Annotated in this window: 23 protein-coding genes and 1 tRNA gene; 4 read left to right on the forward strand and 20 right to left on the reverse strand. The window is 65.2% G+C overall.

Features of this window, described 5'->3' with window-relative positions; all coding sequences use genetic code 11:
* Nucleotides 1–149: 149 nt before the first annotated feature.
* On the reverse strand, nt 150–338 hold the full coding sequence (locus VGV58_RS08850; protein WP_326873649.1) for a hypothetical protein: 189 nt from the start codon (nt 336–338) through the stop codon (nt 150–152).
* Nucleotides 339–382: 44 nt separating this feature from the next.
* Between VGV58_RS08850 and VGV58_RS08855 the strand changes: the two genes are divergently transcribed.
* Both VGV58_RS08855 and VGV58_RS08860 read left to right on the forward strand, forming a co-directional pair.
* The gene (locus VGV58_RS08855) at nt 383–835 is read left to right on the forward strand and encodes a VOC family protein (RefSeq protein WP_326873650.1); all 453 of its coding nucleotides are present in this window, start codon (nt 383–385) and stop codon (nt 833–835) included.
* A gap of 133 nt (nt 836–968) precedes the next feature.
* Entirely contained in the window at nt 969–2177 is a 1209-nt protein-coding gene (locus tag VGV58_RS08860) for an MFS transporter (protein ID WP_326873651.1), read from the forward strand.
* A gap of 162 nt (nt 2178–2339) precedes the next feature.
* Here the strand turns inward: VGV58_RS08860 and VGV58_RS08865 are convergent, their stop codons facing one another.
* From VGV58_RS08865 to VGV58_RS08900, 8 genes are all read right to left on the reverse strand, one after another.
* Entirely contained in the window at nt 2340–2771 is a 432-nt protein-coding gene (locus VGV58_RS08865) for a hypothetical protein (protein WP_326873652.1), read from the reverse strand.
* A 1-nt stretch (nt 2772) separates the two neighbouring features.
* Complete coding sequence (locus tag VGV58_RS08870) at nt 2773–3570, reverse strand: MBL fold metallo-hydrolase (RefSeq protein ID WP_326873653.1); 798 nt, start codon at nt 3568–3570, stop codon at nt 2773–2775.
* 15 nt (nt 3571–3585) lie between these two features.
* A complete protein-coding gene (locus tag VGV58_RS08875) occupies nt 3586–4386 on the reverse strand; it encodes a TatD family hydrolase (RefSeq protein ID WP_326873654.1) in 801 nt (266 codons plus the stop codon).
* Entirely contained in the window at nt 4386–5945 is a 1560-nt protein-coding gene (gene metG, locus VGV58_RS08880; protein WP_326873655.1) for a methionine--tRNA ligase, read from the reverse strand. Before metG ends, VGV58_RS08875 begins: the two co-directional genes overlap by 1 nt.
* Nucleotides 5946–6023: 78 nt before the next feature.
* Nucleotides 6024–7094, reverse strand: coding sequence for a DNA polymerase III subunit delta' (locus tag VGV58_RS08885; protein WP_326873656.1), 1071 nt, complete (start codon nt 7092–7094; stop codon nt 6024–6026).
* On the reverse strand, nt 7091–7768 hold the full coding sequence (gene tmk / locus VGV58_RS08890) for a dTMP kinase (RefSeq protein WP_326873657.1): 678 nt from the start codon (nt 7766–7768) through the stop codon (nt 7091–7093). The genes VGV58_RS08885 and tmk overlap by 4 nt, the downstream gene beginning before the upstream one ends.
* A 2-nt stretch (nt 7769–7770) precedes the next feature.
* Nucleotides 7771–8961: a D-alanyl-D-alanine carboxypeptidase family protein gene (locus VGV58_RS08895; RefSeq protein WP_326873658.1), complete on the reverse strand. Its 1191-nt coding sequence runs from the start codon at nt 8959–8961 to the stop codon at nt 7771–7773.
* A gap of 69 nt (nt 8962–9030) precedes the next feature.
* Entirely contained in the window at nt 9031–10302 is a 1272-nt protein-coding gene (locus VGV58_RS08900) for a septal ring lytic transglycosylase RlpA family protein (protein WP_326873659.1), read from the reverse strand.
* A 313-nt stretch (nt 10303–10615) separates the two neighbouring features.
* Here VGV58_RS08900 and VGV58_RS08905 point away from each other — a divergent pair.
* Nucleotides 10616–10705: transfer RNA gene (locus VGV58_RS08905), tRNA-Ser, on the forward strand.
* Between the two features lie 182 nt (nt 10706–10887).
* Here the strand turns inward: VGV58_RS08905 and VGV58_RS08910 are convergent.
* The 11 genes from VGV58_RS08910 to VGV58_RS08960 form a co-directional block, all read right to left on the reverse strand.
* Nucleotides 10888–11184: a hypothetical protein gene (locus tag VGV58_RS08910; RefSeq protein WP_326873660.1), complete on the reverse strand. Its 297-nt coding sequence runs from the start codon at nt 11182–11184 to the stop codon at nt 10888–10890.
* A 51-nt stretch (nt 11185–11235) separates the two neighbouring features.
* The gene (locus VGV58_RS08915; protein ID WP_326873661.1) at nt 11236–11481 is read right to left on the reverse strand and encodes a hypothetical protein; all 246 of its coding nucleotides are present in this window, start codon (nt 11479–11481) and stop codon (nt 11236–11238) included.
* A 209-nt stretch (nt 11482–11690) separates the two neighbouring features.
* Complete coding sequence (locus tag VGV58_RS08920; protein WP_326873662.1) at nt 11691–15872, reverse strand: phage tail tip lysozyme; 4182 nt, start codon at nt 15870–15872, stop codon at nt 11691–11693.
* A 60-nt stretch (nt 15873–15932) separates the two neighbouring features.
* Nucleotides 15933–18215, reverse strand: coding sequence for a hypothetical protein (locus VGV58_RS08925; protein ID WP_326873663.1), 2283 nt, complete (start codon nt 18213–18215; stop codon nt 15933–15935).
* A 139-nt stretch (nt 18216–18354) separates the two neighbouring features.
* Nucleotides 18355–18507 carry a hypothetical protein gene (locus VGV58_RS08930; protein WP_326873664.1) on the reverse strand — a complete coding sequence of 51 codons (153 nt, stop codon included), beginning with the start codon at nt 18505–18507 and terminating at the stop codon, nt 18355–18357.
* A 194-nt stretch (nt 18508–18701) separates the two neighbouring features.
* The gene (locus tag VGV58_RS08935; RefSeq protein WP_326873665.1) at nt 18702–19184 is read right to left on the reverse strand and encodes a hypothetical protein; all 483 of its coding nucleotides are present in this window, start codon (nt 19182–19184) and stop codon (nt 18702–18704) included.
* A 78-nt stretch (nt 19185–19262) separates the two neighbouring features.
* Nucleotides 19263–20591, reverse strand: a complete 1329-nt coding sequence (locus tag VGV58_RS08940) for a hypothetical protein (RefSeq protein WP_326873666.1) — start codon at nt 20589–20591, stop codon at nt 19263–19265.
* A 105-nt stretch (nt 20592–20696) separates the two neighbouring features.
* Nucleotides 20697–21017, reverse strand: coding sequence for a hypothetical protein (locus VGV58_RS08945; protein ID WP_326873667.1), 321 nt, complete (start codon nt 21015–21017; stop codon nt 20697–20699).
* A gap of 310 nt (nt 21018–21327) precedes the next feature.
* Complete coding sequence (locus VGV58_RS08950; protein WP_326873668.1) at nt 21328–21702, reverse strand: hypothetical protein; 375 nt, start codon at nt 21700–21702, stop codon at nt 21328–21330.
* 41 nt (nt 21703–21743) lie between these two features.
* Complete coding sequence (locus tag VGV58_RS08955; RefSeq protein WP_326873669.1) at nt 21744–22055, reverse strand: hypothetical protein; 312 nt, start codon at nt 22053–22055, stop codon at nt 21744–21746.
* Between the two features lie 417 nt (nt 22056–22472).
* Nucleotides 22473–23039 carry a recombinase family protein gene (locus VGV58_RS08960; protein WP_326873670.1) on the reverse strand — a complete coding sequence of 189 codons (567 nt, stop codon included), beginning with the start codon at nt 23037–23039 and terminating at the stop codon, nt 22473–22475.
* A gap of 214 nt (nt 23040–23253) precedes the next feature.
* Between VGV58_RS08960 and VGV58_RS08965 the strand changes: the two genes are divergently transcribed.
* A complete protein-coding gene (locus VGV58_RS08965; RefSeq protein ID WP_326873671.1) occupies nt 23254–23616 on the forward strand; it encodes a hypothetical protein in 363 nt (120 codons plus the stop codon).
* Nucleotides 23617–23700: the final 84 nt, after the last annotated feature.

Raw genomic sequence — 23700 nt, forward strand, 5'->3', positions numbered from 1 at the left:
GATCGAAGGCGCTGCCAAGGGGCGATGATGTCGACCCTGCGAGCGATATTGGCGAGGAAAGCCCCGTTTTTTTTGCGGATGTCGACCGCAATGAGGTGTCAGGAGCGTTTGCCGGGAAGATTGACATCTGCCGACCATCTACGTTGATATCAACTTATAGAGAGCGTCCCACCCGATCGCGATGCCGGCTTGCCTGAACCTTCTTCGTTAGCGGCGCGTTTGACGATGAGCAGGGCGGAAACGTCGGCTGGCAGTGTGCTGCCCGCATCCGACGGCGCGGCTTCGGCAAGCGACACGGCGGGATCACAAACGATCTTGGCGCGTCTCGACAGGTCCATGCCGCCCGTTTCGTGCCGAACCCCAGACAACAGAGGAGACGACCATGAAGATCGTGACGAGCCTGAGTTTCCGTGGCCAGTGCCGCGAGGCGTTCGAGTTCTACGCCAAGGTGCTGGGTGGCAAGATCACCGCCGCCATGCCGTACAGCGATGCGCCGCCCGACATGGGCATGCCGGACACCGACGGCAAGTACAAGAACTGGCTGATGCATTGCTGGCTCGAGGTCGGTGATCAGGCGCTGATGGGTGCCGACATGGACGTGGCCTGGGCGTCCAATATCGACAAGCCGAAGAACGGCTTCGATGTCACTCTGCACACCAACGAAAAGGCGCAGGGCCAGCGCTGGTTCGAGCAGTTGGCCGACGGGGGCAGGGCGGTGATGCCGTTCAGCGAGACCTTCTGGTCGCCTGGATTCGGCTCCCTGGTCGACAAGTTCGGGATCCCGTGGATGGTCAACACCATCCCGTCGGCGGACTGGAAGCCGCCGCAGGGCTGATCACGCGGCGCGATCGCAAAAAAACATGCAGCGGCCTGTCGGCGCGATCGAGGCCGCTGCGTCCTAGGGGCATCGAGCGCGCGTGAGGCCGCATGGCATCGCCAGCGGAACGCGATACGTCCCGGAGGCTCCTATGAATCAATCCTATCGCTGGGTGATCGTTGCGGCTGGCGGCCTGCTGGGCTGCGTCGCGATCGGCGCCATGTTCTCGTTGCCAGTCTTCCTGCGGCCGATGTCGCAGGATACCGGCTGGTCCGTCACCGGAATCTCCACCGCTATGACGATCGGCTTCCTCGCCATGGCGGGCGCGAGCATGGTCTGGGGCAATCTCTCCGACCGCTATGGGCCGCGCCCGGTGGTGCTGACTGGGTCGATCGTTCTGGCGGCGAGCCTGGCACTCGCCAGCCATGCCGATTCCCTGATCCAGTTCCAGCTGCTCTTCGGCCTTTTGGTAGGCGCGGCGACGGCAGCCGTCTTCGCGCCGATGATGGCTTGCGTCACCGGCTGGTTCGATACCCAGCGCGGTCTTGCGGTCTCGCTCGTCTCGGCCGGCATGGGCATGGCGCCGATGACCATGGCGCCGCTCGCGGCCTGGCTGGTCACCATCCACGACTGGCGCACCTCGATGCAGATCATCGCCGGCATCGCGGCGGTACTGATGATCCCTGCGGCGCTGCTGGTACGTCGACCACCGGCCCTGGAGGCAAGCGCGCAGACACAGGCGACGCAGGAGGCGCAGTCGGAGATGAGCGTCGCCCAGGCCGTGCGCTCGCCGCAGTTCATCACGCTGATGCTGGCGAACTTCTTCTGCTGTGCCACCCATTCCGGCCCGATCTTCCACACGGTGAGCTATGCCGTGACCTGCGGCATCCCGATGCTCGCGGCGGTGTCGATCTATAGTGTCGAGGGGCTGGCCGGCATGTTCGGTAGGCTCGGCTTCGGCGTGGCGGGAGACCGGTTCGGCGCCCAGCGTGTCCTGATCCTCGGGCTGCTGGCCCAGGCCTTCGGCGTACTGGCCTATGCCTTCGTCGGCGAGCTCGGCGGGTTCTATGCCGTGGCGGTGATCGTCGGCTTCATCTATGCCGGCACCATGCCGCTCTACGCCGTGATCATCCGCGAGAATTTCCCGCTGAAGATGATGGGCACGATCATCGGCGGCACGGCGATGGCCGGGAGCCTCGGCATGTCGACCGGCCCGCTGCTCGGCGGCCTGATCTACGATCGGTTCGGCACCTATGCGCCGATGTATGTCGGCTCCTGGATCCTCGGCCTGGCGGCGATGCTGATCCTGTGGACCTTCCGGCCGTTTCCCGAAAAGGGGGAAGAGATGGCCATGGCATGAAGCGCTAGCGTCGTAACGGTACGTTGCGTGGTCAGTTTATCGTTTCGACGCCTGGTGCAGTTGCGCCAGGCGTTGGACGACAGAGTGGAGGGGCTGGAGAGAGATGCTCACCAGGCCAAATCCGATTCGCATAAGACATATTATGGAACTTAAATTGATGATCTAAAGCAACTTGAGTCTGCGCGACAGCGCCCAGCAGGCTGCCGTTGCCGGAAATGTCGCGATCCAGAGCATAAGAAGCATCACCAATGGGCCGGACCACTCCCTGTCCCAGAAGATACCGGCACTCGTGAGAAAGGTCGCCGTAATGAGCAGCGCCAGCGAGACGGCCACCGCCAATGCCGCCGCACACCACGCTTGCCAGAGCGCGACCGAGCCGCGTCGGGATGCAAGCACGGCCATCGACAGGCCACTCAAAAAAGCCGGCACGCCGCCCAATGCATAGGACAAGACGACGAGAATCTTCGTAAGGCCCCAGGGCCAGCCAGATTGGGTGATCACAACGAAGAGCATGTAGATCAATGCTCCGACCAGCGGCCCGAGAACCGTAAAAATGGCGACGATACCGAAGGCGCGCCCGCCTCGCGCGGGCATGTCAGACCGTAACTCTCATACCATCGAACGCCACTTCGATGTTGTCCGGCAAGCGCTTGGACAGGCTGGCATAATCGAGATCGACATGGAGGTTGGTCAGGATCGCGCGACGCGGCTTCAGCTGTGCGATCGCCTCAAGCGACTGCTCCAGATTGAAGTGGCTGGGATGCGGAGATTCACGCAGGCAGTCGAGGACGAGCAGGTCGAGCCCGCTCATCGCCGCCATCGCCTCGGGCGGGATCGCGCTGACATCCGGCGCATAGGCAAAGTCGCCGAAGCGGAAGCCGAGCGCATCATAGTTCGGGCCATGCTCGAGCCGGAACGGCAGTGCCTCGATCGGTCCGCCAGCGCCGTTGATCGTGAGCGGTGCGCCGGCCGCGAGCGGTGCGAGATCGAGGATCGGCGGATAGAGGCTGCCTGGCGGTGTCTCGAACAGATAGCCGAAGCGCTGGCGCAGCGTCACGCTGGTCACGGCGTCGGCATGGACCGGGATGCGCTTGCGCATATGCAGGACAAGCGCACGCAGGTCGTCGATGCCATGGGTGTGGTCGGCATGGTCGTGGCTGAACAGGGTCGCGTCGAGCCGGTTGATCTCAGCCGACAGGAGCTGCTCGCGCAGGTCCGGCGTGGTGTCGATCAGCACGCTCGTCGCGCCGTCCGGGCCGCGGCGCTCGACCAGGATCGAGCAGCGCCGGCGCCGGTTCTTCGGCTCGTTGGGATCGCAGGCACCCCAGCCGGAGCCCGGCCGCGGCACGCCGCCGGATGAGCCGCAGCCGAGGATGGTGACGGTCAGGCTCATGCGGTGCGGCTTGCCTCAGGCTACCTGCGCCACGGGCGCAGCATGGTCCATCTTCCAGTAGCAGCGCCTGGCGTTGTCCGTCGTGATCCGCGCAATCTCGTCGAAGGACACGCCCTTTACTTCCGCGAGAACCTTCGCTGTTTCAACGACATAGGAGGGTTCGTTGCGCTTGCCGCGATAAGGCGTCGGGGCGAGATAGGGCGCGTCGGTCTCGACCAGGAGATGCGCCAGCGGGATGCCACGGGCGATCGCTCGCAGTGCTTCCGAGGTCTTGAAGGTCAGGATGCCGGAGAAGGAGACGTAGAGCCCGAGCTCGACGCCGGTACGGGCCAGCATCTCGCCAGCGGTGAAGCAGTGCAGGATGGCAGGGAAGGCACCCTTCCCCATCTCCTCGCGCAGGATCCTCGCCATGTCCTCGTCGGCCTCGCGCGAATGGATCACCAGCGGCAGCTGGGTCTCGCGCGCTGCAGTGATGTGAGTGCGCAGGCCCTGCTCCTGCGCCTCGCGCGGGCTCTTGTCGTAGTGATAGTCGAGCCCGGCCTCGCCAATGGCGACGCAGCGCGGATGACGCGACAGCGCAACCAGTTGCTCGGCGGTGACGTCGAGTTCCTCATGGGCGCCATGCGGATGCGTGCCGACCGTGCACCAGACGGACGGAAAGCGCTCGGCCAACGCCGCATAGGTCTCAAAACGAGCGACGCGGGTCGAGATCGTCACCATCCGGCCGACGCCGGCCGCTTCGGCGCGGCCGACATAAGACGCGATATCCTCGGCGAAATCCGGGAAATCGAGATGGCAGTGTGTATCGATCAGCATCAGGCGGCCTGCCCGTCTTCCGGCTCGACATAGCGCGGGAAGACCGCGCTCGGGGCCGGCAACGCCGCGCCCGAGGTGAGGCGGCCAGCCTCGCCGAGCGATGCGAAATTGCGCGCTTCGCTGGGAACCGCCAGCAGATCGAGCAGCTTGGCCATCGACTGCGGCATCACCGGCTGGGTCAGGATTGCGACCTGCCGGATCGTCTCGATCGTGACGTAGAGCACCGTATCGCGCCGGGCAGGGTCGCTCTTGGAGAGCTTCCACGGCTCGTTGTTGGCGAAATAGCGGTTGGCCTCGGCGACTACGGCCCAGATGTCCGCCAGTACGACGTGCAGGGCGAAATCCTGCATGGCGGCGCGCGTCTTGCCCAGCAGCCCGTCGGCCTGCGCCAGCATGGCGCGATCGGCTTCGGTCAGCACACCGGCTGGCGGCACCCTGCCCTCGCAGTTCTTGGCGATCATCGACAGCGAGCGCTGCGCCAGATTGCCGAGATCATTGGCGAGGTCGGCGTTGATCCGCCCGACAATGGCCTCGTGGCTGTAATTGCCGTCCTGGCCGAAGGAGACCTCGCGCAGGAAGAAATAGCGGAGCTGGTCGACGCCATAGGCATCTGCCAGCCCGAACGGGTCGACGACGTTGCCGACCGATTTCGACATCTTGGCGCCCTTGTTCAGCAGGAAGCCGTGGCCGAAGACGCGCTTCGGCAGCGGCAGCCCCGCCGACATCAGGAAGGCCGGCCAGTAGACCGTGTGGAAGCGCACGATGTCCTTGCCGATGATATGGACATCAGCCGGCCAATAGTGCCAGCGCGGATCGTTCTCGTCCGGGAAGCCGCAGCCGGTGACGTAGTTGTTGAGCGCGTCGACCCAGACATACATCACATGCTTCGGATCGCCCGGGACAGGCAGCCCCCAGTCGAAGGTGGTGCGGCTGATCGAGAGATCCTCGAGCCCGCTTTGGACGAAGGAGACGATCTCGTTGCGGCGCGTCTCCGGCGAGACGAAGTCCGGCACGTCGCGATAGAGCGCGAGCAGCTTGTCCTGATAGGCCTTCAAACGGAAGAAATAGCTCTCCTCCTCGACCCATTCGACCGGCGTGCCCTGCCCGCCCAAGCGCGTGCCATCGGGCTGGAGTGTGGTTTCCTCCTCGCCATAGAAGGCTTCGTCCCGGACCGAATACCAGCCGGAATATTTGGCGAGGTAGATATCGCCGTTGGCCTCCATCCGGCGCCAGAGCTCCTGCGTCGAGGGCAGGTGGTCGGCGTCGGTGGTGCGGATGAAGCGGTCGAACGAGCAGCCGAGCCGCTGTTCCATCTCCTCGAAGCGCGTGGCGATGCCATCGACGAAATCCTTCGGCGAGAGCCCGTTTTGCGCAGCCGTGCGCTGCACCTTCTGGCCGTGCTCGTCGGTGCCGGTCATGGCGAAGACGTCATAGCCGTCGAGGCGCTTGAAACGGGCGATCGCGTCCGCCGCCACCATCTCATAGGCGTGGCCGATATGCGGCGGGCCGTTGGTGTAGTGGATCGCGGTCGTCAGATAGAACTTCGGGGCCGAGGCCATGGTCTGTCCGGTCGTCAAAAAGTTAGGGCAGGATCTGTGCGAAAACCGGTTTCCACTTTTCGCATCCTGCTCTTGGTTTCAGGCCGCGCGCGAACGGGAAACCGCCTCCGACAGATCGTGAAACAGCGACATGACGAGGGGGCGGCGATCGAGATTATAGGTTTCGACCTCGTTCGCGGCGCGTGCAAGTCTCTCCCACACCTCCGCGAGGGGCGCAAGCCGGGCCGGGCCGGCAGCGGCATGCGCATGGAGGTGCGCGCCGAGCCAGCCCTGCACGGTCTCGATCATGACGGCGAAATCGGCCTCTCCCGCCCTGCCCGCGACATCCTCGCCGAGCGCCAGCAGCGCGGTCAGGTCGATCGAAGGCAGCGCATCAAGCCGCGCCCTCACCGCCTCGACCAGCGCCAGCGTTTCCGGGTCGACATAGGTCAGCGCCCGCTTGACCGAGCCCTCGGACAGAGCGGCGGCGCGGCCGAGGGCCGAGGCGTCATAGGGCAGGCGCATCCGCTCCAGCGCGATCGCGCCGGCCTGGGCGACGTCGTCCTCGCCGAGTGGCTCGAAGGAGAGCAGCCGGCAGCGCGAGCGGATCGTCGGGAGCACGCGGCCGGGCGCATGGGCGACGATCAGGAAGAGGCAGCGCGGCGGCGGCTCCTCGAGCAGCTTCAGCAGGGCGTTGGCGCCCGGCCGGTCGAGATCCTCGGCGGAATCGACGATCGCGACGCGCCAGCCGCCCTCGCCCGCGCTGGAGCCGAAGCGGTCAATGATCCGGCGCACGAGGTCGACCGGGATGTTGCTGGTGAAGCTCTTGCCGTCCGGCTTGGCGATGCGCCGCAGGAGATGGAGGTCAGGATGCGACTGCGCCGCGATCTTGCGCGTGGCGCCGTCCGTGTCCGGCATGGCGAGGTCGCGAGCGGTCTGCGCGCGGCGCAGCGGGTCGCCATCGGCCAGCATGAAACGGGCGGCGCGATAGGCGAAGCTCGCCTTGCCGACACCTTCCGGGCCACCGAGCAGCCAGGCATGGTGCATCCGGCCGGAGCGCAGTGCCGTCAGGAGGGCCTCCTCCTGGCGCTGATGGCCGATGAGCGCCAGCGTCTCGCGCGGATGCGGCGCGTTCGGCAGGCGGTCGGGTTCGTTGCTCGATTCGATCATGCCGGCGCAATCTGCGGCAAGGGCAGTCGGGTGGAAAGCGCTTCCCAGGCGGTATCCGCCAGCGTCTCGGGAGTAAGGCTGGCGTCGAGCACGGCGCAGCGCTCGGGCTCGGCGGCGGCGATGTCGAGAAAGCCCTGGCGCAAGCGGCGGTGGAAACTGATCGTTTCGCTTTCGAAACGGTCGGTCGCCTCCCCAGGCCGGCGACGGCGGGCAGCACGGGCAAGACCGGTCTCCGGCGCAAGGTCGAGGATGAAGGTCAACTCCGGCATCAGGCCGGCGATCGCGACGGCCTCCAGAGCTGCCAGCTTGTCCGTGGCGATCTCGCCCAGAGTGCCCTGGTAGACGCGGGTCGAATCGATGAAGCGGTCGCAGATCACCCAGGCTCCCCGCTTGAGCGCAGGCTTGATGCGGCTGTCGACATGGTCGATGCGGGCTGCCTGGAACATCAGCGCCTCGGCGAAGGCGCCATAGGGCTTGATCCGCCCGGTAAGCAGGGCCTCGCGGATGCGTTCGGCCTTGGGTGAGCCGCCCGGCTCGCGCGTCAGCTCGACGGTAAGCCCATGCACTTCCAACCGCGCCGCGAGCGCCTTGGCGAGGGTCGACTTGCCGGCCCCCTCCCCGCCTTCGAGTGTGATGAAATGCCCGGTCGCGGGCCGCATCTTCGCTTTCGCCACGCTCAGCTCCGCTTCAGGGCCTTGCGAACCCAACCGGTCGCGGCTTCCATCAGCGCATCGAGCGCCCGCTGCTGCAGGCTGCCGGCCGCAACCGACTCGGCAGCATAGAGCGGGATCTCCAGCGTCTTGATCTCGCCGCGCGTGACCAGCAGGCGGCCGATCTCCGTGCCCTCCGCCACCGGTGCCTGGAGGGGGCCGCGATAGACGATCCGAGCGGCGAGGCGCTCGCTGCTGCCGCGGGGCACCAGGAGATTGACCGGCCCTTTCGCTTTCAGCGCGATCCGGCCCTTCTCGCCGCCGAAGACGCTGGCTTCGCCGACGGTCTCGCCCTCGGCGAAGACCTGGCGCTGCTCGAAGGAGCGGAAGCCCCATTCGAGCAGCTTGCGCGCTTCGCTGGCGCGATCACGCGCATTCTTCAGCCCGTTGACCACGACGATCAGCCGCTGGCCCTTCTGCAAGGCCGAGCCGACGAGGCCGTAGCCGGTCTCGTCGATATTGCCGGTCTTGAGGCCGTCGGCGCCAATGTCCATGGCGAGTAGCGGGTTGCGGTTGCTCTGCTTGATCTTGTTCCAGGTGAAGTCGCGCTGGCCGAAGATCCTGTAGAGTTCGGGATAGGTCTTGATGATGTGGTCGGCCAGGAAGGCGAGCTCGCGCGCCGTCACCTTCTGCTGCGGGTCGGCCATGCCGGTGGCGTTGCGGAACTGCGACTTGGTCAGCCCGAGCGCGTGGACGCGCTCGGTCATGATCCTGGCGAAACTGGCTTCATCGCCGGCAATCGCTTCGGCGAGCGCGATTGCGGCGTCGTTGCCTGAGTGCACGATCAGGCCCTGGAGGATGTCGCCGAGTTTCACACGGCTATGGACGATGGCGAACATGGTCGATCCGCCGGACACGCCGCCACCCTTGCGCCAGGCATTCTCCGAGATCGAGATCTCGGTCTCCAGCGTCATCTTGCCGGCCGCGATCTCCTGGAAAGCGACGAGCGCGGTGGCGAGCTTGGCGAGGCTCGCCGGCACCATCAGCTCGTCGGCGGCCTTCTCGTAGAGCACGGCGCCACTACCGGAATCGAGCAGGATCGCGTAGGGCGCGGCCGATTGGAACGCCTGGGCGCGGGCAGCCCCCGGGGCGAGGAGCAGCAGCGCCGCGCAGACGGCGACAACCGTGCTCCAAAGCGGACGGTAGGCGCGCGCCATCCCTGATCGACCTTGCGTCATATCGAGATCAGATGATGCGCCGGTCCGGGCGGTCAAGCCCGGACGAAATCAATTCCGGGCCAGCGGCTGCTGCGACTGCAGTTTCAGCCCGGCGGAAAGCGGATTGCCCCTGGCAGGGCGCGCGGCCGCGGTCTTCTCGGGAGCGGTGACCAGCGCAGCCGTGCGCGGCACCGGCTTCGGCGCGGTCACGACGTTCGGACGCAGCACCGGAACCAGCTTGCCGGCATTGGCGGCGCTACCGAGATCGAAAGGCCGGGACGGCGGCAGGCGGACGCCGTTGACCGGGACGCCCTCGGCGGACGAGGTCGACGCGACGCTGGCGACGATCGGGCTTTGCGCGGCGATGGTGCGCGGCTGCTCGGGGGCGTAGGCCTGCACCACGGGCTGGGCCTCGACGGGAGCCGGAGCGGGCTCCGCCCGCGCGGGTGCCGGCGGAGGCGCCGGCCTTGCAGCTTCGTCGTCGAGATCCGGTCCGGCGGAGCGGCCGAGATCGACCCGCTGCGAAGCGCTCGCGATCATTGTGCGGCTGCTCTGACCCGGGATCGAAGCGGCCGAGCCATCCGTGCGCAGCGAGGCAAGCAGCATGTTGTCGTCGGAGCCGGCCAGCGAGGCCTGGCCGAGATACTCGATCTTGACGCGTGCCGTACCGAGATGGCGGAAGGCAAGCGCGTCTGCGGTCTTCTGCGAGACGTCCATGACGCGGCCGCCATGGAACGGGCCGCGATCGTTGACGCGCACGATGATCGAGCGGCTGTTGGTCATGTTCGTGACGCGGGCATAGGCCGGCAGCGGCATGGTCGGATGCGCGGCGCTGATGCTCATGCGATCATAGACTTCGCCATTGGCGGTACGGCGGCCATGGAAGGCCTCGCCGTACCAGGAGGCGGTGCCGACCGCGGTGTAGCCGACCGGCTTCTCATAAGGGGTATAGCGCTTGCCGGCGACGGTATAGCTGCGGCCGATCAGCTCGCGGCCGCCACCTTTCGGCACCGGCTGGCCATCCTCGACGACGCGGGCGCTGGCCGGGCCGTATTTCGAGGACGGGAAGGCGCCGATTTCCTTCGACTTGCCGCGGCGGGCAACCTGGTTGTTGGCACAGTTGGCGAGGAACAGGCCGGCCAGTACGACGCAGCCGAGACGGGTCGCCGTGGACAGTGAGGACGATGCGCTACGAGGGGTGTCGCCGGACTCGGCCACAGAGGATGTCTCCGCCGCTGCGCTCGTGCCTCGCATCATGCCGTATTCCTGCTCGTCGCGCCGAAAACGCTGCGCCGCCCAAGCCACTGGCGTGGCAAGGTCGCAGTTTTCGACCAATTCCATTAAGGGATCGTTAAGCGGCGGCCGCGCGAACGCATGACCGTCAACGGAAACCCAGCACTGCCCTTGGGCGGGCATAAAGGTGTCGGAAATGCGGCGACTGTCAATCCGCCACCTTTCCATTGCCATTTTTCGGTGGAGCGTGACCCTGCCGCAACGCCCGCGCGGGCTTCATGGCGCGGCTTGACGAGATACGCGGAATTTCATCTCAAGTCCTTGAAAATACGCGTATTATCTGGATCGCGAGCAAAGATTGCCACGATCGCCCCGCATGCGGCTTGCAAAAATCGGCAGGGAACGGCAATGACGGGGCACCGGAAGGGTGGCCGAGTGGTTTAAGGCAGCGGTCTTGAAAACCGCCGTGGGTGCAAGCCCACCGTGGGTTCGAATCCCACCCCTTCCGCCATGTATTTCACCGTGCAAATTTCGCTTTAATATCAAATTGTTAGATAAGTGAAAATTCAAAGTGGACCCAAAATGACCCCAAGGGTGGACCCAGAAATGGACCCGCCAACGAGCGTGCCGAGGCTGCTCAGCTGCAGCTCCGTGTGGAGTGCTGGCGTGGGAATGGTCGGTTTAGCGGCGACCCTAAGGCCGCACACCCGGCGCTTTCGGTCCGTATTTGCGGGCTAATCGCTCCACCTCTTCGGCAGACACGGTGTGCTCCTTAAGAAAGCGGTCGTGCTCCTGCTTGCTCACTAGGACCTTGACGCACGCGAACTGGCCCTTGGGAAAAAACTGGAGGGTGACTTTGGCGCCGTCCCAGCAACTTTCCTCTGTTCCATACATGTAATTGTAAGAAATTGGGCGGTCGTTCATGTTTTTTGGCCGGGTGTGGCCGGTTTCACCCCAGCCCAAGAGCATGAATACAACAACTGGGTCCATTCAGGCCTCCCCACTAGTCGCACTTGGTCGCCGGGAACGTTGAGTCGCCGCTCAAAAATCCTCCAGTCCGTTCCTGCCATAGCCAGCAGGATCGCGCCTAGCATCATCAAGCGCGCCATTCAGTTGGCGGCTGGCCAGCTCCAGCGCGCTGTTGAGCCCCTCCAGTGCCACGTAAACGGTCGAGCCAAGCGGGATATCCCCGCACCACTTCCGCACTTCCCAATGGAACGCCCTAACCTTCTCCTGCATCGCCGCTGCGTCGCTGGGGTAGAGGCTCCGCTTGGATCGCTTGACCATCACTCGTCCCCGCCGCTCACCGGGCGAGCCCCTTGAGAGAACACCCCGCGCAGGAAGCCGCGCGCTTAGCTGCTGCGGCAGCGGGCGGGCAGACAGTGGTCCTTGTCCTGACCACGTTCATCCCGGGGCGATGAGGACGCAGCCGCCTCAAGCGTGAAGCAAAAAAAGGGGGAGGCCCCGGTTGCCCGAAGTCTCCCCCTGAGGGTCCGCTAGAACGCCCTCTCAGGCGCGTCGCGTCGTGGTCGCTTGTCGTATTCGGGGAGGTCCTGAATGAAGGTGTTCATCAGGTGGACGAAGGGCACCCAGTTGCCCCAAGGGAACGCTCTCACAGCGTGCCGGACGTCCTGTTGCGATAGCTGATTGTCGCGGCTCAGTACGTTCCCGAGCACCCCGCCTAGGCCCTTCTGGGCATCATCAAACAGTGTGGTCGTGGGGTTGCTAAGCATGCTGGAAGGCTGCCCGCTCATCCGATAGCCGAAGACCGGATCGACGCCGGCAGCGCCAAGGGCGGTGTCCACCATCGTGGGCATGAAGCTCGACCAGCTCGTCCGCTGGAAGCCGCCCGCAAGGAGGCCCTCCCAGGAGAGCGCCTTGTCCAGCTTCTCTTCACGCCTCGGGTCAGAGGCGAAGCGATAGTGGCTGTAGGCGATGTGCGTGAGGACGCCACCCAAGCCGGTCAGGAGGAAGGTCGATGCCGTCTCCCAATCGCGCATGTGGATGTTGTGCATGAGGTGACGCGACCAAGCTCCCATCACGAAGGACCGGAACTGGAAGATGATCTTGCCCCACCACGTACCCATGACGCGCGACATAGCGCCGGGGTCGTTCCTCAGGATGGCGTATTCTGCCCACCTCGTGGCCCCCATCTGGAAAGCCGCCGCAGCCTCCTGATCCGGCCACTTCTCGATGTTCATACGGGGCAGCTTCCGGCCCTCGACGTCGCCGTCAAGGAAGGTCCGGTTCTCGCGGATCATCTTGAAGATCCGATTGCCCATCTCCCGGTCGATGCCCATGGCCGTCAGCCGGTCCCAGTTCACCGCGTCGCCGTCCGCCATGTGGGCGAACTTGGCGTAGACGCCGCGCGCCGCGAAGCGCTGGAGGCCGGTGTTGATCGGGGCCATCAGCGACATGGCCGTGGTGGCCCGCTTCAGCTTCGCCATGGTGGCATCGTAGCGGTCCCCGAGGGTGTCCCCGAAGCGCCCGTCGATGTGCCCTCCCCCGGCCTCGATCTTGGAATGCAGGCTGCCCCGCACCCAGTCGGTTCCGTAGTTGGTGAGGTACTCGATATCCCGCGCAATCTCGTCTGAGAGTTGCCCGGTGCGCGCATCGCGGAGCATGTGGCGGAACGCCGGCATGGCCGAGAGAGTGGCCTTGAGGCCGACCGAAGAGGCCGCGTGGAAGAACTCGTTGACCTGGGCGAAGCCGACGTTCCCCATCACGCGGATGAAGTTGTAGTCGCGCAGGCGGCGCAGGGCTTGTCCCCACTTCGACTGATCGACCTCGGAGCTGCGCCCGAGCACCTGATTGCGCAGGTGGTCGAGGTTCTGCCGGTCGAGTTCGAGTCCCTTCTCGCGGCCCTCATGCGTCACCTTGCCGGTCTGGAATTGCTCCTCCCAGGTCTGCGCTAGGCGCTGCATCATGCGCTCCCAGTCGGCGTCCTTGGAGAGGCCCGTTACGAGCATCTCTGGCTCGTTGCTGGGGGGCTTCCACTCGCCGCTGATCTCGAAGACCGGCGACCCGTCCTTGGTCTCGTTGACCTTGACCTTGTTGACGGTGCGCTTGCGGCCAGCCGGAGAGTGGACCTTCCAGTCGCCCTTGAGCGAGTTGAGGGCGTTCGCGAGGACGTCGTCCACCTTCGGGCCGGAGACCAGCTTCACGCCGCGCTCGGCGGCATAGTCGGCTGCGACCTCGACCAGATTGCGGATGGCGTCAGGGTCGTTGGTCTTGAGAGCCAGGCCGTCGATCCGCAGGTTGCCCGTGTCGAGCCGGAGATTGAGCTCCCCGGCTGCTGTGAGGATGTCGGGCTGCGAGACGCTCTCCCTGATCTCGACGTCGCCGCGCTTGATCGGGCGGACGTGCATGTCGGTGAAGAGCGGGTTCTTGACGCGGACCTGATGCAGACCGAGGAGGCCCGACATCTGCCGCGAGTAGCCCTCGAACACCGCCAGCGCGTCGTTCTCGAACAGGTCCATCAGCCGAAATTCCAGCGTCTGGCCGTAGCGCGGGTCGGTCCTGTCGGTGACCGTCAGGGGGTCCGTGAAGGTCTCGTCATACAGGGCTCGAGTTTTGCCTCGTGGCGACGCGCCGGCCTTGGGGTCTTGCTTGCCCTTCAGGAGGCCGAGGACGTTCTCGATCTCGTCCGGCTTCAGGGTGCCAAACTCCTCCATCATCTCGCGCAAAGCGTCGAGGTCTTGCCCGCCGACCGCACGGTCCCCCTTCAGGTCCACGTCAGCGGCCAGCTCGCGCAAGCGCTTCACATACCCATCGGCCCACTTGCGGGCGACCTCGTCGTCCACCTTGGGGTGCATGGCCTTGAAGCCCTTGGCGTAGGCCGCCTTGATAGCGGGATCACCGAACAGCTTGGTCTTCTCGGCGATGCGCTGATTGGAGCGCTGGCGCATCAGGTAGTTGGTGCTGTCCAAGGTGCCGCTGAAGCCGGGCAACGGTTCGAGCTGGGAGCCCGAGAGCTTGCCGGGGTTCTGCGCGAGGTCGGCGTACTGCTGGTGCAGCTTGCGGATCGTAGCGGCCATGGCCTTGGCCTGCGCCGAGAACTCCGGGTCACGCGTCGGGTCCGTGTTGCGGATGACGGCAGCAATCTCCTCGCGGAGGGTGCGCTCGGCCGCAGCCTTGTCAGCCCAGCCAATGTCCCGCTCCTTGAGGTAGGACTTGAACGCCGGATGCCAGTCACGGGCCAGCTCGCTCATCGCGCTGTCGTGGGTGCGCTGCTGGTACTCGGTGGCAGCGAAGTCGTTCTTGATCGACTTGTCCTTGTTGCCCACCGCGTCCAGCCCAAGCTTGCCCCCCACGGCCCGCGCAACGGGGCTCTCGGAGGACTTGAGCTGGCCCACCGCATCGAAGCGAAGGGCGGCCATAGCCGTCTCCGGGGCGTCCGCCTTCATCCACGCCTCGACCTCCTGATGCAGGACGTCAGGGCGGGAGAAGCGCGCCGCGCCAACCGAGCCGGAGCCAAGCGCCGTCCCGCCGTTCAGCAGCTCCCCTTCCTCCTGAAGGCTTCGTCCGACGCGTCTGAGGGCGTCAGCTTCGGCCTGCGTGGCGGGGTTCCTGCGGAGAGCGCCGAACGCGCCACCGAGGACCATGCCGGTGCCTGCCGCCCAAAGGAGGTCGCTGGTCTCGGCCGTCTCCTTGGACACGAACCGGGGCAGCTCAAGGGCGACGTTACCGGCCGCTGCGGTGGCACCCGAGGCGAGGATGCGCCCCATGCGACCGAGCTTGGCGACGCCGGCAGCCTCGGGAATGAGGATCGACGCACCGAGACCTACAGGCTCCAGCATCTCGCCCAGGAGAGCGCCTGCGGTGCCCTTCCAGCCTGATGCGGCGATGCGCTGCTGCATCTCTAGCTGGCCGTCGATGCGGCTCCTGATGGTGCGCGCATGGGCCTCTGAGGTGGCATCGTCGAAGGCATCCCAGTACTGCTGGGGAACGCCCTTGGTGACCTCGTTCAAGAGGTCTTGCCGCTTCGACCACCGGAAGTCGGGGTCGGGCTGGTGATCCTCCAGACCTCGGAGCGCCCAGGTCACCGGGCTGGCGTCCTTAACGCTCTCGTAGGCCGAGCCCCAGAAGCCGAGACCCTCGACCTTGCTGGCCGCGTCACGGCGCTCGATATCGGTCACCGGGCTGTTCGGGCGCAGGGCTTCGTCCGTCACCCGGCCCGGCTCGACAGTGGAGCGCACGCTGGGGAGGTCGGCGGCCTTGGAGCCCGAGAACTTGTTGAAGACCTCGACCGCAGTGCGCCTGCGTCCTTCCCAGTTGTGGCCCCCTGCGGGGTTCGCTGCGGACCAGCCCTTGGGGCGCTCAAAGCTGATGAAGGCGAGCGCCGCCTCGTCGGGCGTGCTGGAGGACATCAGCCGCTTGTAGACGCCGCTCTCGGTCGTCTTCAGCTCGTGGTCGAGGAAGTCGAGCTGGGTCTTCAGGGAGTGGACGTCCTCGCCGCGCTCGCGGGCGAAGTTCATCAGGTTCGTCTTGCGGCCCCTGCCGGGCGACGGGTCACGCCAGCCGGCGATGCCGAGGCCGGTGCCGCTATCGTGGACAGCACGGGTGTCGAGGGACGCGCCGCTCTCGTTCTGGAGATTGCCCAGAATACCGGACACGGCCGCATCGGAGTAGCCGAGGCCCTTGAGGTAGCCGTAGGTGTTGAAGGAGGCGTCGCTCATGAGTCCTCTCTGGAAATGGAAAACGGCCCCTAGGGGGTGCCTAGGAGCCGCTGTGGGTGGTCAGTTTCCGCTTCGTGCGGGGTCGGGCGGGATGCCCATGCGAACGTCCCGCGCCCGCTGCTGGGCGGCGTTCCAGTCGTCGCGTTGCGTCTGGATCGTCTTCTCCTGCTCCCGGCGCTTGTCCGCTCGGGTCGTCAGGGCCGCCTTGGCTGCATCTTCGCGGGCTCCCTTGATCTTCATCAGGGTGTCCGTGGTGATCAGCCGGTCGTTCGGGTTGTCGAGGATGTCGCCCGTGTGGGTGTTTCTCAGGACCCACCCTCCGGTTCCACCCGAGACGGGCTCAAGGGTGATGTCATCGGCGTCGAGCTTCTCGCGCTTCCCGTGCTTCCTGACGTAGTCGTCGATGTGGGCCTTGGCCAACTCGGCGAAGTCGGGCGGGACGGCGCGGTCCGAGGTGTCGAGGTAGTGGCCGTTGATCTTCGTGTTGGTGCGCTTGAACTCCTCCACGGCCCGCTTGGTGGCGTCCTTGGGGGACAGGCCAGCGCCCGCGAAGACGAACGCCCGCTTGTGCACCTGCTGCATGATGTGGCCCTTGTTGGTGGCCCCGCTGAACTCTCGATCGACAGACTGTAGGATGTCCTGACGAGTCCCCTCGCCGAGCAGCTCGCGGAACTTCACGGGGTCCTTGATCATCGTGTTGAACTGGAGCGCGGCCTTGGACGGGTCCATGCCAATGTCCTCGACCATCACGCGGACGGTCTCCCAGTTCTCCCGCTCGTCCTTGGACAGGTGAGCGGTGAGCAGCTCCGGCGCTTTGGTTCGCAGCTCGCTGTACCGCTTGTAGCCCTCGGTGAAGGCTCCCGGCAGCTTGTCTCCGGTCGTGGTCACGGCCGAGATGGTCTTGATGCCGCGCGACATCGTTGACTTCCACTCAGGGTGGACGACGCCGTTCTGGCGGAACACGGGAAGCTCGCGCTCGAAGCGCTGGTCGGGGTTCTCCCCGTTGCGCTCGGCGGTCTTGGTGCTGATCTCCAGCCACTGCTCGACCGCCGCCTCCTTGTTCTTCTCGGCGTCGATCTCCTTCGTCGTCCCGTCTTCCTTGTACTGGGTCGTCGGGCCGAGCCGGTGGAGCGTGCCGTCGTTCATCGCACCCACGCGAGCGGCGCGCATCGAGACGTCGCTATCGTCCGCCTTCTGCTTGTTCTGGCGTTCGGTGAAGAGCTTCTGCTGCTCCTCCAAGCGCTTCTCGATGACGGCCTTGTTGCGGGCCTTCAGAGACGACACCGTCTCGGCGCTGATCAGCCCTGGCTTGTACTTGAAAAGCTGCTCGACCTCCTCGTCCTTAAGCGAGCCATCGCGCGACTGGTCATAGAGGCGCATGAGGGTTTCGGAGTTGCCCTCGCGGTTCTTCTCGCGGCGCTTGCTGTCGGCCATCTCCAGCAGCTTCGTGGCCGAGGAGCCGTGCTCCCGATTGGCCGTCAGCGAGAAGCCGTTCGCTCCCTTCGAGTTGACGAGCGCGGTGACCAGCTCGACGTTCCCCTGCTCCGCGTAGCGCTTGGCAATGTTGAGGACCTCGCCCTCCTGCCAGGACGCATCACGGCCGGCGAGCATCTTGTTGCCGGTGATCTCGGCGCGCACCGCAGCAGCGATATCGTCGGGCTTCTTGCCCTCGGATACGCCGTTGGCAATGGTCCGCTCCAGCAGCGCCGAGGTGGCTTGCGCCATCGTTTCCTCAGCACGCTGCACGTTGTGCTTCAGCTGGCCACTGCGGATTGTGTTCATGCCGGGTGTGACGAGCCGCAGGTACTCGTTGGTGAAGCGCTGGCCGGTCGCGCCGTTCTCCTTCAGGCGGGCGTCAACGCGCTCCCTGAGGAAGGCCTCGACGTCCACGCCATCCTTGGCCCCGGTCGCCCACTCCTCCTGCCAACGGACCACGTCGTCCTGCGCCATCTTGGCAGCGAACAACTCCTGCGCCTTCTCGGTCTTGAGAGAGGTGGCCAGCTCCCCGGTCGGGTTGTCACGCAGCTCTGTGCGAACATCCTCGGCCTTCATGGTCGCGAGCTTGGCGTTGACGGCGGCGTGCTTGTCCTTGTCCTCTTCCTTCAGCGTCTCGCCGAGGCGCAGCAGGGCGGGGTTGACGCCCGCCAGAGAGGCAATCAAGCGCTCTGCGTCGTTGTTCTTCGGGAGCGCGGCGGGACGCGTGTAGGTCTCGATGGGCGACGCCGTGGGCTGCAGTCGCTTGTTCTTCGGAACGCCGTCTTCGGTGACCACGACGCGTCCGGTGTTGCGGCCCCCCTCGGGGCGCTCCTGAAGCCCGCTGCGCAGGCCGGGAACGAGTGCCATGTGTGTGTTTCCTTGACATGAGAAGGCCCCGCCCGGAGGTGATCCGAACGGGGCCGCGATGGGGTTTGGAGTTGATCCCGGCCGGGGCGGCGACAGGTCAGCTGGTGGTCGTCCTGCCGGACATTGCAGGCAATTCGGTTCAGGTCCGTTCGACAGCGAGCGCCGCAGGTCCATCCGCCTGCCAACCGAACATGGGCGTCCAAACGATCTGCGCGTAACCCTTGATGCCGGCGATAAAACCGCCCGCGTCGTAGGCGATGAAGAGGCGGCCGAATTTCAGAGCGAGGTCCATGGTGGCGGTAGTCCTAGGATGGCGGAAAGGTGACGGCGAATGCCGCCTCCGGGGCCTGGAGTAGCCGCGACAGGAGTCGTCGCCAATGCGGCCAAACGACTCCTTTTCGAGGCGCGGATATTCCATTAACATACTGAAATACCTACCCATTATCGCGTTTAACGCACCTGTGGGTAGGTTCTCATCTTTGACGCCTACCGTCTGCGCGCGCGCCCACGGCCGAGTAGTCGGAAGGCATCGGAGCGAGCTTCACGCTCTTCCTCTTGAATGGCCAGCCGGCGCTCCAGCTCACGGCCCGAGATGGCTTCCAGCTCTGCAAGAGCCGCGCCGTTGGCTGGAACGAGCTTGGTGTCCAGCACCATCGCGAAGATTTCGGCAATGGCGATGGCGAGACTGTCCCCTCGCTTGGTGCCGGCTTTGGCGATGATGAACGCGGCTTGCGCGTTGGTCAGATGGTATTCCGTAACCAACCGCTGAGCGCCCTTGCCCGCGACGATCATCGCTCCACGGTGGCGCAATGATCCCATGGCTTCCAGCGAAGCAGCGTGCCGCTTGATCAGCTTGCGGATGGTGGTGGGGCGCTCGTAGCCGAGGGCGTTGGCCAGTGCGAGGTCTTGGACGGTCGGCTCGCGGAGGACGAGCGAAGGGGACGCCTCGAAGGCGTGTGAGGTGGTCATGATGCTTTCCTGATGGGCCGGTGCGGCATTGCCGTTGGGCGGGACGGCGGTCACCGAAGCGCCGAACGCTTAAGTGCCTTATGGGTGGAAGGAAGGGGTGGTTGAGGAGTGCGCTGGGCTGGCCGAGGCTGCCCCGGAGTTGCGCTTGATGGCGACAGGGAGGTCCGCGCCTGTGCGTTGGCGACCTATGGCCACCATCACCGTCTGGGCAGTCGCAGCGTCCCCCACAGCCACTACCAATCCATCGTGGAGGTTGAGAGCGACAACGCCCTCCTCCCGTAGCTGATCGAGGACGGCGAGCATGATATCGCTCTCCAGCCTCATCAGCTCGTGGCCCAGCCCACGGCCGAAGCAGGGGCGTAGCGTAGGATGGCGGTCGAGGATGGCTGCTCGCGCTTTTGGCAGCGGCCAGCCGGGAGGCACAATCAGGCCCTCATCTTTCGGCCATGAGCTGCGTTGCCGCTGGTCGAAGAACAGGGTGCTGGTCAACACCTTCACCGCGTCCCGGTGCTCTTCCAAGCCCGGTATGGCGTACAGGTCCCCAGCTGTTGGGCTGATGCCCAGTCGAGCGTACGCGAGACGAACGAACATCGACGAGTAGTCCGCAACGGCGGTCTCCTCCCCGTTGATCCGCAGAGCACAACGGCGCTCCCGCTTAAGGTTCTGCCAGAAGCCCCCGTAGAGCCGACCATTGCCTTGGAGTGGGTCGTCAGAAGGGCCGTTGAAGAGCCTCCGCTGATGCCGGTCGTGGGTGTTGATTGCCCCGAGGCCATCACCGAGGAAGGCGATGTCAGCCTGCGCGATGTGGGCGTTCAGCGCGACCACGACCGCCCGCATATCCCCCGTCTCTTCCGTCTCGGGGTAGTCGAGCAGAGTGCGGGTAGAGCCGGCAGCGGTGTCTCGCCGGGGACGCGCGACAATGGTCTCCTCCTGCGAAAGCCGCCCGAAGTCAGCGGGGCTGACGCGATGGTCTCCGCAAAGCTCTGCGAAGGAAGCAGTTGGGGCGATGCTGGAGGCCTCACCTCGGCGCTTTGACCGCGCGATGGTGATGAGTTTGAGGTTTTCCATCTGGTCTAGCAGCGCCGTCCGTAGCCGCCCTGAAGCGGGGCTTCGGTAGCGTTTTGCCGTCAACGGGGTCTTGCCCAGGACAACGGCCAGTGATCCGGTCTCGCCGGGATCGAGAACAAGCCGGGCGAGATTGGCGACGATGACTCCGATGGTCAGCTCGCGCTCCTGCTCCACATGGCTCCGTCGCCTCCGCACGCGGATGCCACGGGCTTCCTCGTCCCGGTCAAGGCGCGCTGCGACATCGGCCGCCAGATCATGCAGTGCGTCGCCCTGCGGATAGGCCCAAGGATCGAACCAAGGATGACGCTGTGGAGGCATGCGTCTAGTGGCTGCGGCCATGGCTGTTTCCTTGAGTCTGGGGGCGCGCTGGGGGCCGACTACGGCTGAGGCGCTAGGGGGCATGCGGCCAGCGTTCAGCGGCGTTAGAGGAGTCTCTGCGGCTGCCTATACGGCCCCGCGACGGGGGCGGACGAGGTTGTTGCGGCGCAGGTTCAGCGGGTCGCCGTCCTGATGCCGGATGGCTCCCTGCTCAACTCCGAGGATGAGCCGGGAAACCATAACGTTGCGGGCTGTTGGGGCATGCCAAACGCGGACGTAGCGATGGCCGTTGCCGCTGGAGTTGAGGAACCACGAGGCGTTGCCCGTGAGGGCCTGAACGCGCTCGTAGTCGGAGAGGTAGAGGACGGCATAGGCCTGCGCCTTGGCGAACTGAACGCGCGCCAAGGGGTGCCCACGGCTGTCCTCCGTAAGTTCGATCTGGTTCATGTCTGGGTTCGATTGAGGGGCCGCCGAAGCGGACAGTTGGGGGAGCCCTACAAGGGCGCCAGAAAATGGATTGGACCCGCTCGCTGCCGAGCGTTCGTCTTCCTAGTGTGAGGGGCAATCGCCGACACCGTCCGAGCGGGACCGCAAGAGGGCGAACGAACTACAAGAATGCCAAGCGAAAGATACCCGGTCGAAGCCGCGTGCCTGTTTCCTAGGGTGGGCGGTAATCGATTTGGGGCGCTGAGCCGGCTCCAATCGGCCCCTCTTGCCCGGCCTCCGAAATCATGGAACGCCACGCTTCGTGGGGCGCTCAGCGAGCCTTCCGCGCTTCGGTCAGAGGCGGATTGAAAGGGTCAGGCGAAGCAACCGCTTGGCCCTTTCTTCGTCTCGGGTCAGTCACCGCCCGCACCACTTCAACCATGCCCTCGTAGGCGTCAAAGCGGCGGATCACCTCGGCCCTGATCTCCCGGCCCGCCGGGGTCTGCGAGAGGATGCAGGTGAGGAGCGCTTGGTTGCGGTTGAGATGGTACTCGGTGCCCGTCTTGAAGCCGCGCCCACCCGGCATCGGCAGGCTGCATTCAGTGCGTGCAACCTGACCGAAGCTCTCCAGCTCGTCGCGGTGCGTCTCGATGAACTTCCTGATGTTGGTCGGGCGGGCCATGCCCAACTGGGTGGCGAGGTCCACGTCGCGGACGCGGGCTTCATTCTCGACGGTGGACAGCCGCTCTACAGTTGGGCCAGCAGCCGCCTCACGGTCTCCTGCCCGCGCGCCGTCAGCGTCAGGATGTTGATGCGTCGGTCCTCAAAGTCCTCGCGGGCATTGATCAGCCCAAGACCACCACGGTCGGACAGATGATCCACCATGCGCCCCGCTGCGGACTTCGTTACCGGGACGAATTTTGTCACCTCGCGTTGGTAGAGGCTGGGCTTGCTGGCGACGCGGAGGAGGATGAGGGCCACGTTGATCCGCATCTCATCCTCGATCTCGTTCAGCGCTTCGAGGAACTGAATAGCGCGGTGCAGCGCGGGGGTAGGCATGGCGTCGTCCTGAAGGCCAAGGCGGGTCCACTCAGTTGTGAGAAAGTCCCGCCCCTGCCGTCCAATGACAAAAATGACTCGATCAGGGGCGACCGAGTCACGGCGCTGATGGGTGGCCCGGGGCTCAGGAGCACGCTGTTGCTAGTAGCGGCCCCACCGCTTGGAACAAGACTGCTAGGCCCGCGAAGGACGCCCCCGCCGCACTCCACTGAGATTGCGCCTTGAAGGTTGCGCTCATGTCCCAGCCGTCAAGACTGACGCTTGATAAGCTGGGAGGTAGGCCGGCGCGCTCAGCCTCCCGAACGCGGCGTTTTACCGCGTCTTCGGTCGAGACCTTCACCGCTGCGCTGCGAAGCCAGCATAGCGCTGATACAACCGCGAGCGCGATGGAAGCCCACTGCATGAAGCCGGCAATAGTCATTGTGAAGCTCCAGCAGCGCCGGACGTAAGTATGCGGTGAACGCTGCCCTTGCCGATGCCCAAGCGCTTGGCGATGTCGCCCATGCTGGCGCCCTTCGCGGCCATCTCGCGGACCTCGTCTGCCTTCGCCCTGGCTGTCGGAGCCCTGCCCTTGTAACGCCCCTCGGCCTTCGCCTTCGCGATGCCCTCGCGCTGCCGCTCCAGCATCATGTCGCGCTCGAACTCGGCCACGCCGCCCAGCACAGTCAGCATGAGGCGACCTGTCGGGGTCGTGGTGTCGATCCCCATAGCGATGATGCGGAGCGCCACCCCCTTGCTCTCCAGCTTCCCGACAATCTCCCAGAGATGCGAGACTGAGCGTGCCAGCCGGTCGAGCTTGGTTACGACAAGGACGTCGCCCTTACGCGCGAAGGCGATCAGCTCGTCCAGTTTTGGCCTCGCTCCCACCGCGCTCGTCTGCTCGGCCATCACCGTCTCACAACCGAGGGCTTCAAGGTCGCGGACCTGAGCAGCCAAGCCGGCTTCCTGCTCAAGGGTCGAAGTGCGGGCGTATCCGATGAGCATGGTCAGGGTCTCCGTTCCAAAAGGTCTTTGACGAATGAGTCCTGCCGTTCCAAAAGTCAACACCCTATTCTCATGGAACGATCTGGGCGCATGTTGGAACGTTCAGCACGGGCAAGCCCTGCGGAACGGCCCGCGACCGCGCCAATCGATCAGAGACGGTTACAGCGGCGGGTGGTACAGCTGGCGAGGAAGTCAGTCGGGGGGGGGCGGAATAGTGGACTACCAGACGTTCCTTGATGAGTACCGGCGAGGTGCCGTCAAAGCTCACGTAGACAAGTCGAAAGCCGGGTTCATGTATGAGGACCCCTATCTTCTTCCTCGGCGCATCAGAAAACGCCAAGCCAACCTACGGCTTGTAGCCTTCGGTGGGGCTCTCATCGGCTTCGGGAGCATGTTCTGGCTGCCTTGGTGGGCCGGTCTCGCTATCGTGGTGGCCTTCAGTACCTTTTTCCCAAAGGCCCAAAATGCCGCAGCGCAGGGTGTTTTCGAAGCGGTTCTGGAAGACGCGCATATCTACGAAGTGGCCCTAACGCGCGGCGTCTTGTGCGTCGAGCGAGTTAACGAGGCAGCAGAGTAGTAACCGAACGGCTAGTGCGCGACGGTCGAAAGGTTGCCCCCAATGTTTCACGGAAGGGGCGGCACGGGGGGAAGTCGCGCCGGC

Origin of the sequence: Allobosea sp., from assembly GCF_035944895.1 — a bacterium.
In the GTDB taxonomy this organism is placed as follows: Bacteria; Pseudomonadota; Alphaproteobacteria; order Rhizobiales; family Beijerinckiaceae; genus Allobosea.

Coding starts and splice junctions, on each gene's coding strand:
- VGV58_RS08940 (WP_326873666.1), bottom strand. CDS start 20,591: ATGGCCGCAGCCACTAGACGCATGCCTCCACAGCGTCATCCTTGGTTC.
- VGV58_RS08955 (WP_326873669.1), bottom strand. CDS start 22,055: ATGCCTACCCCCGCGCTGCACCGCGCTATTCAGTTCCTCGAAGCGCTG.
- VGV58_RS08915 (WP_326873661.1), bottom strand. CDS start 11,481: ATGGTCAAGCGATCCAAGCGGAGCCTCTACCCCAGCGACGCAGCGGCG.
- VGV58_RS08855 (WP_326873650.1), top strand. CDS start 383: ATGAAGATCGTGACGAGCCTGAGTTTCCGTGGCCAGTGCCGCGAGGCG.
- VGV58_RS08865 (WP_326873652.1), bottom strand. CDS start 2,771: ATGCCCGCGCGAGGCGGGCGCGCCTTCGGTATCGTCGCCATTTTTACG.
- VGV58_RS08960 (WP_326873670.1), bottom strand. CDS start 23,039: ATGCTCATCGGATACGCCCGCACTTCGACCCTTGAGCAGGAAGCCGGC.
- VGV58_RS08860 (WP_326873651.1), top strand. CDS start 969: ATGAATCAATCCTATCGCTGGGTGATCGTTGCGGCTGGCGGCCTGCTG.
- VGV58_RS08925 (WP_326873663.1), bottom strand. CDS start 18,215: ATGGCACTCGTTCCCGGCCTGCGCAGCGGGCTTCAGGAGCGCCCCGAG.
- VGV58_RS08895 (WP_326873658.1), bottom strand. CDS start 8,961: ATGGCGCGCGCCTACCGTCCGCTTTGGAGCACGGTTGTCGCCGTCTGC.
- VGV58_RS08935 (WP_326873665.1), bottom strand. CDS start 19,184: ATGACCACCTCACACGCCTTCGAGGCGTCCCCTTCGCTCGTCCTCCGC.
- VGV58_RS08875 (WP_326873654.1), bottom strand. CDS start 4,386: ATGCTGATCGATACACACTGCCATCTCGATTTCCCGGATTTCGCCGAG.
- VGV58_RS08910 (WP_326873660.1), bottom strand. CDS start 11,184: ATGGACCCAGTTGTTGTATTCATGCTCTTGGGCTGGGGTGAAACCGGC.
- VGV58_RS08850 (WP_326873649.1), bottom strand. CDS start 338: ATGGACCTGTCGAGACGCGCCAAGATCGTTTGTGATCCCGCCGTGTCG.
- VGV58_RS08930 (WP_326873664.1), bottom strand. CDS start 18,507: ATGGACCTCGCTCTGAAATTCGGCCGCCTCTTCATCGCCTACGACGCG.
- metG (WP_326873655.1), bottom strand. CDS start 5,945: ATGGCCTCGGCCCCGAAGTTCTATCTGACGACCGCGATCCACTACACC.
- VGV58_RS08900 (WP_326873659.1), bottom strand. CDS start 10,302: ATGGAATTGGTCGAAAACTGCGACCTTGCCACGCCAGTGGCTTGGGCG.
- VGV58_RS08870 (WP_326873653.1), bottom strand. CDS start 3,570: ATGAGCCTGACCGTCACCATCCTCGGCTGCGGCTCATCCGGCGGCGTG.
- VGV58_RS08920 (WP_326873662.1), bottom strand. CDS start 15,872: ATGAGCGACGCCTCCTTCAACACCTACGGCTACCTCAAGGGCCTCGGC.
- VGV58_RS08885 (WP_326873656.1), bottom strand. CDS start 7,094: ATGATCGAATCGAGCAACGAACCCGACCGCCTGCCGAACGCGCCGCAT.
- VGV58_RS08945 (WP_326873667.1), bottom strand. CDS start 21,017: ATGAACCAGATCGAACTTACGGAGGACAGCCGTGGGCACCCCTTGGCG.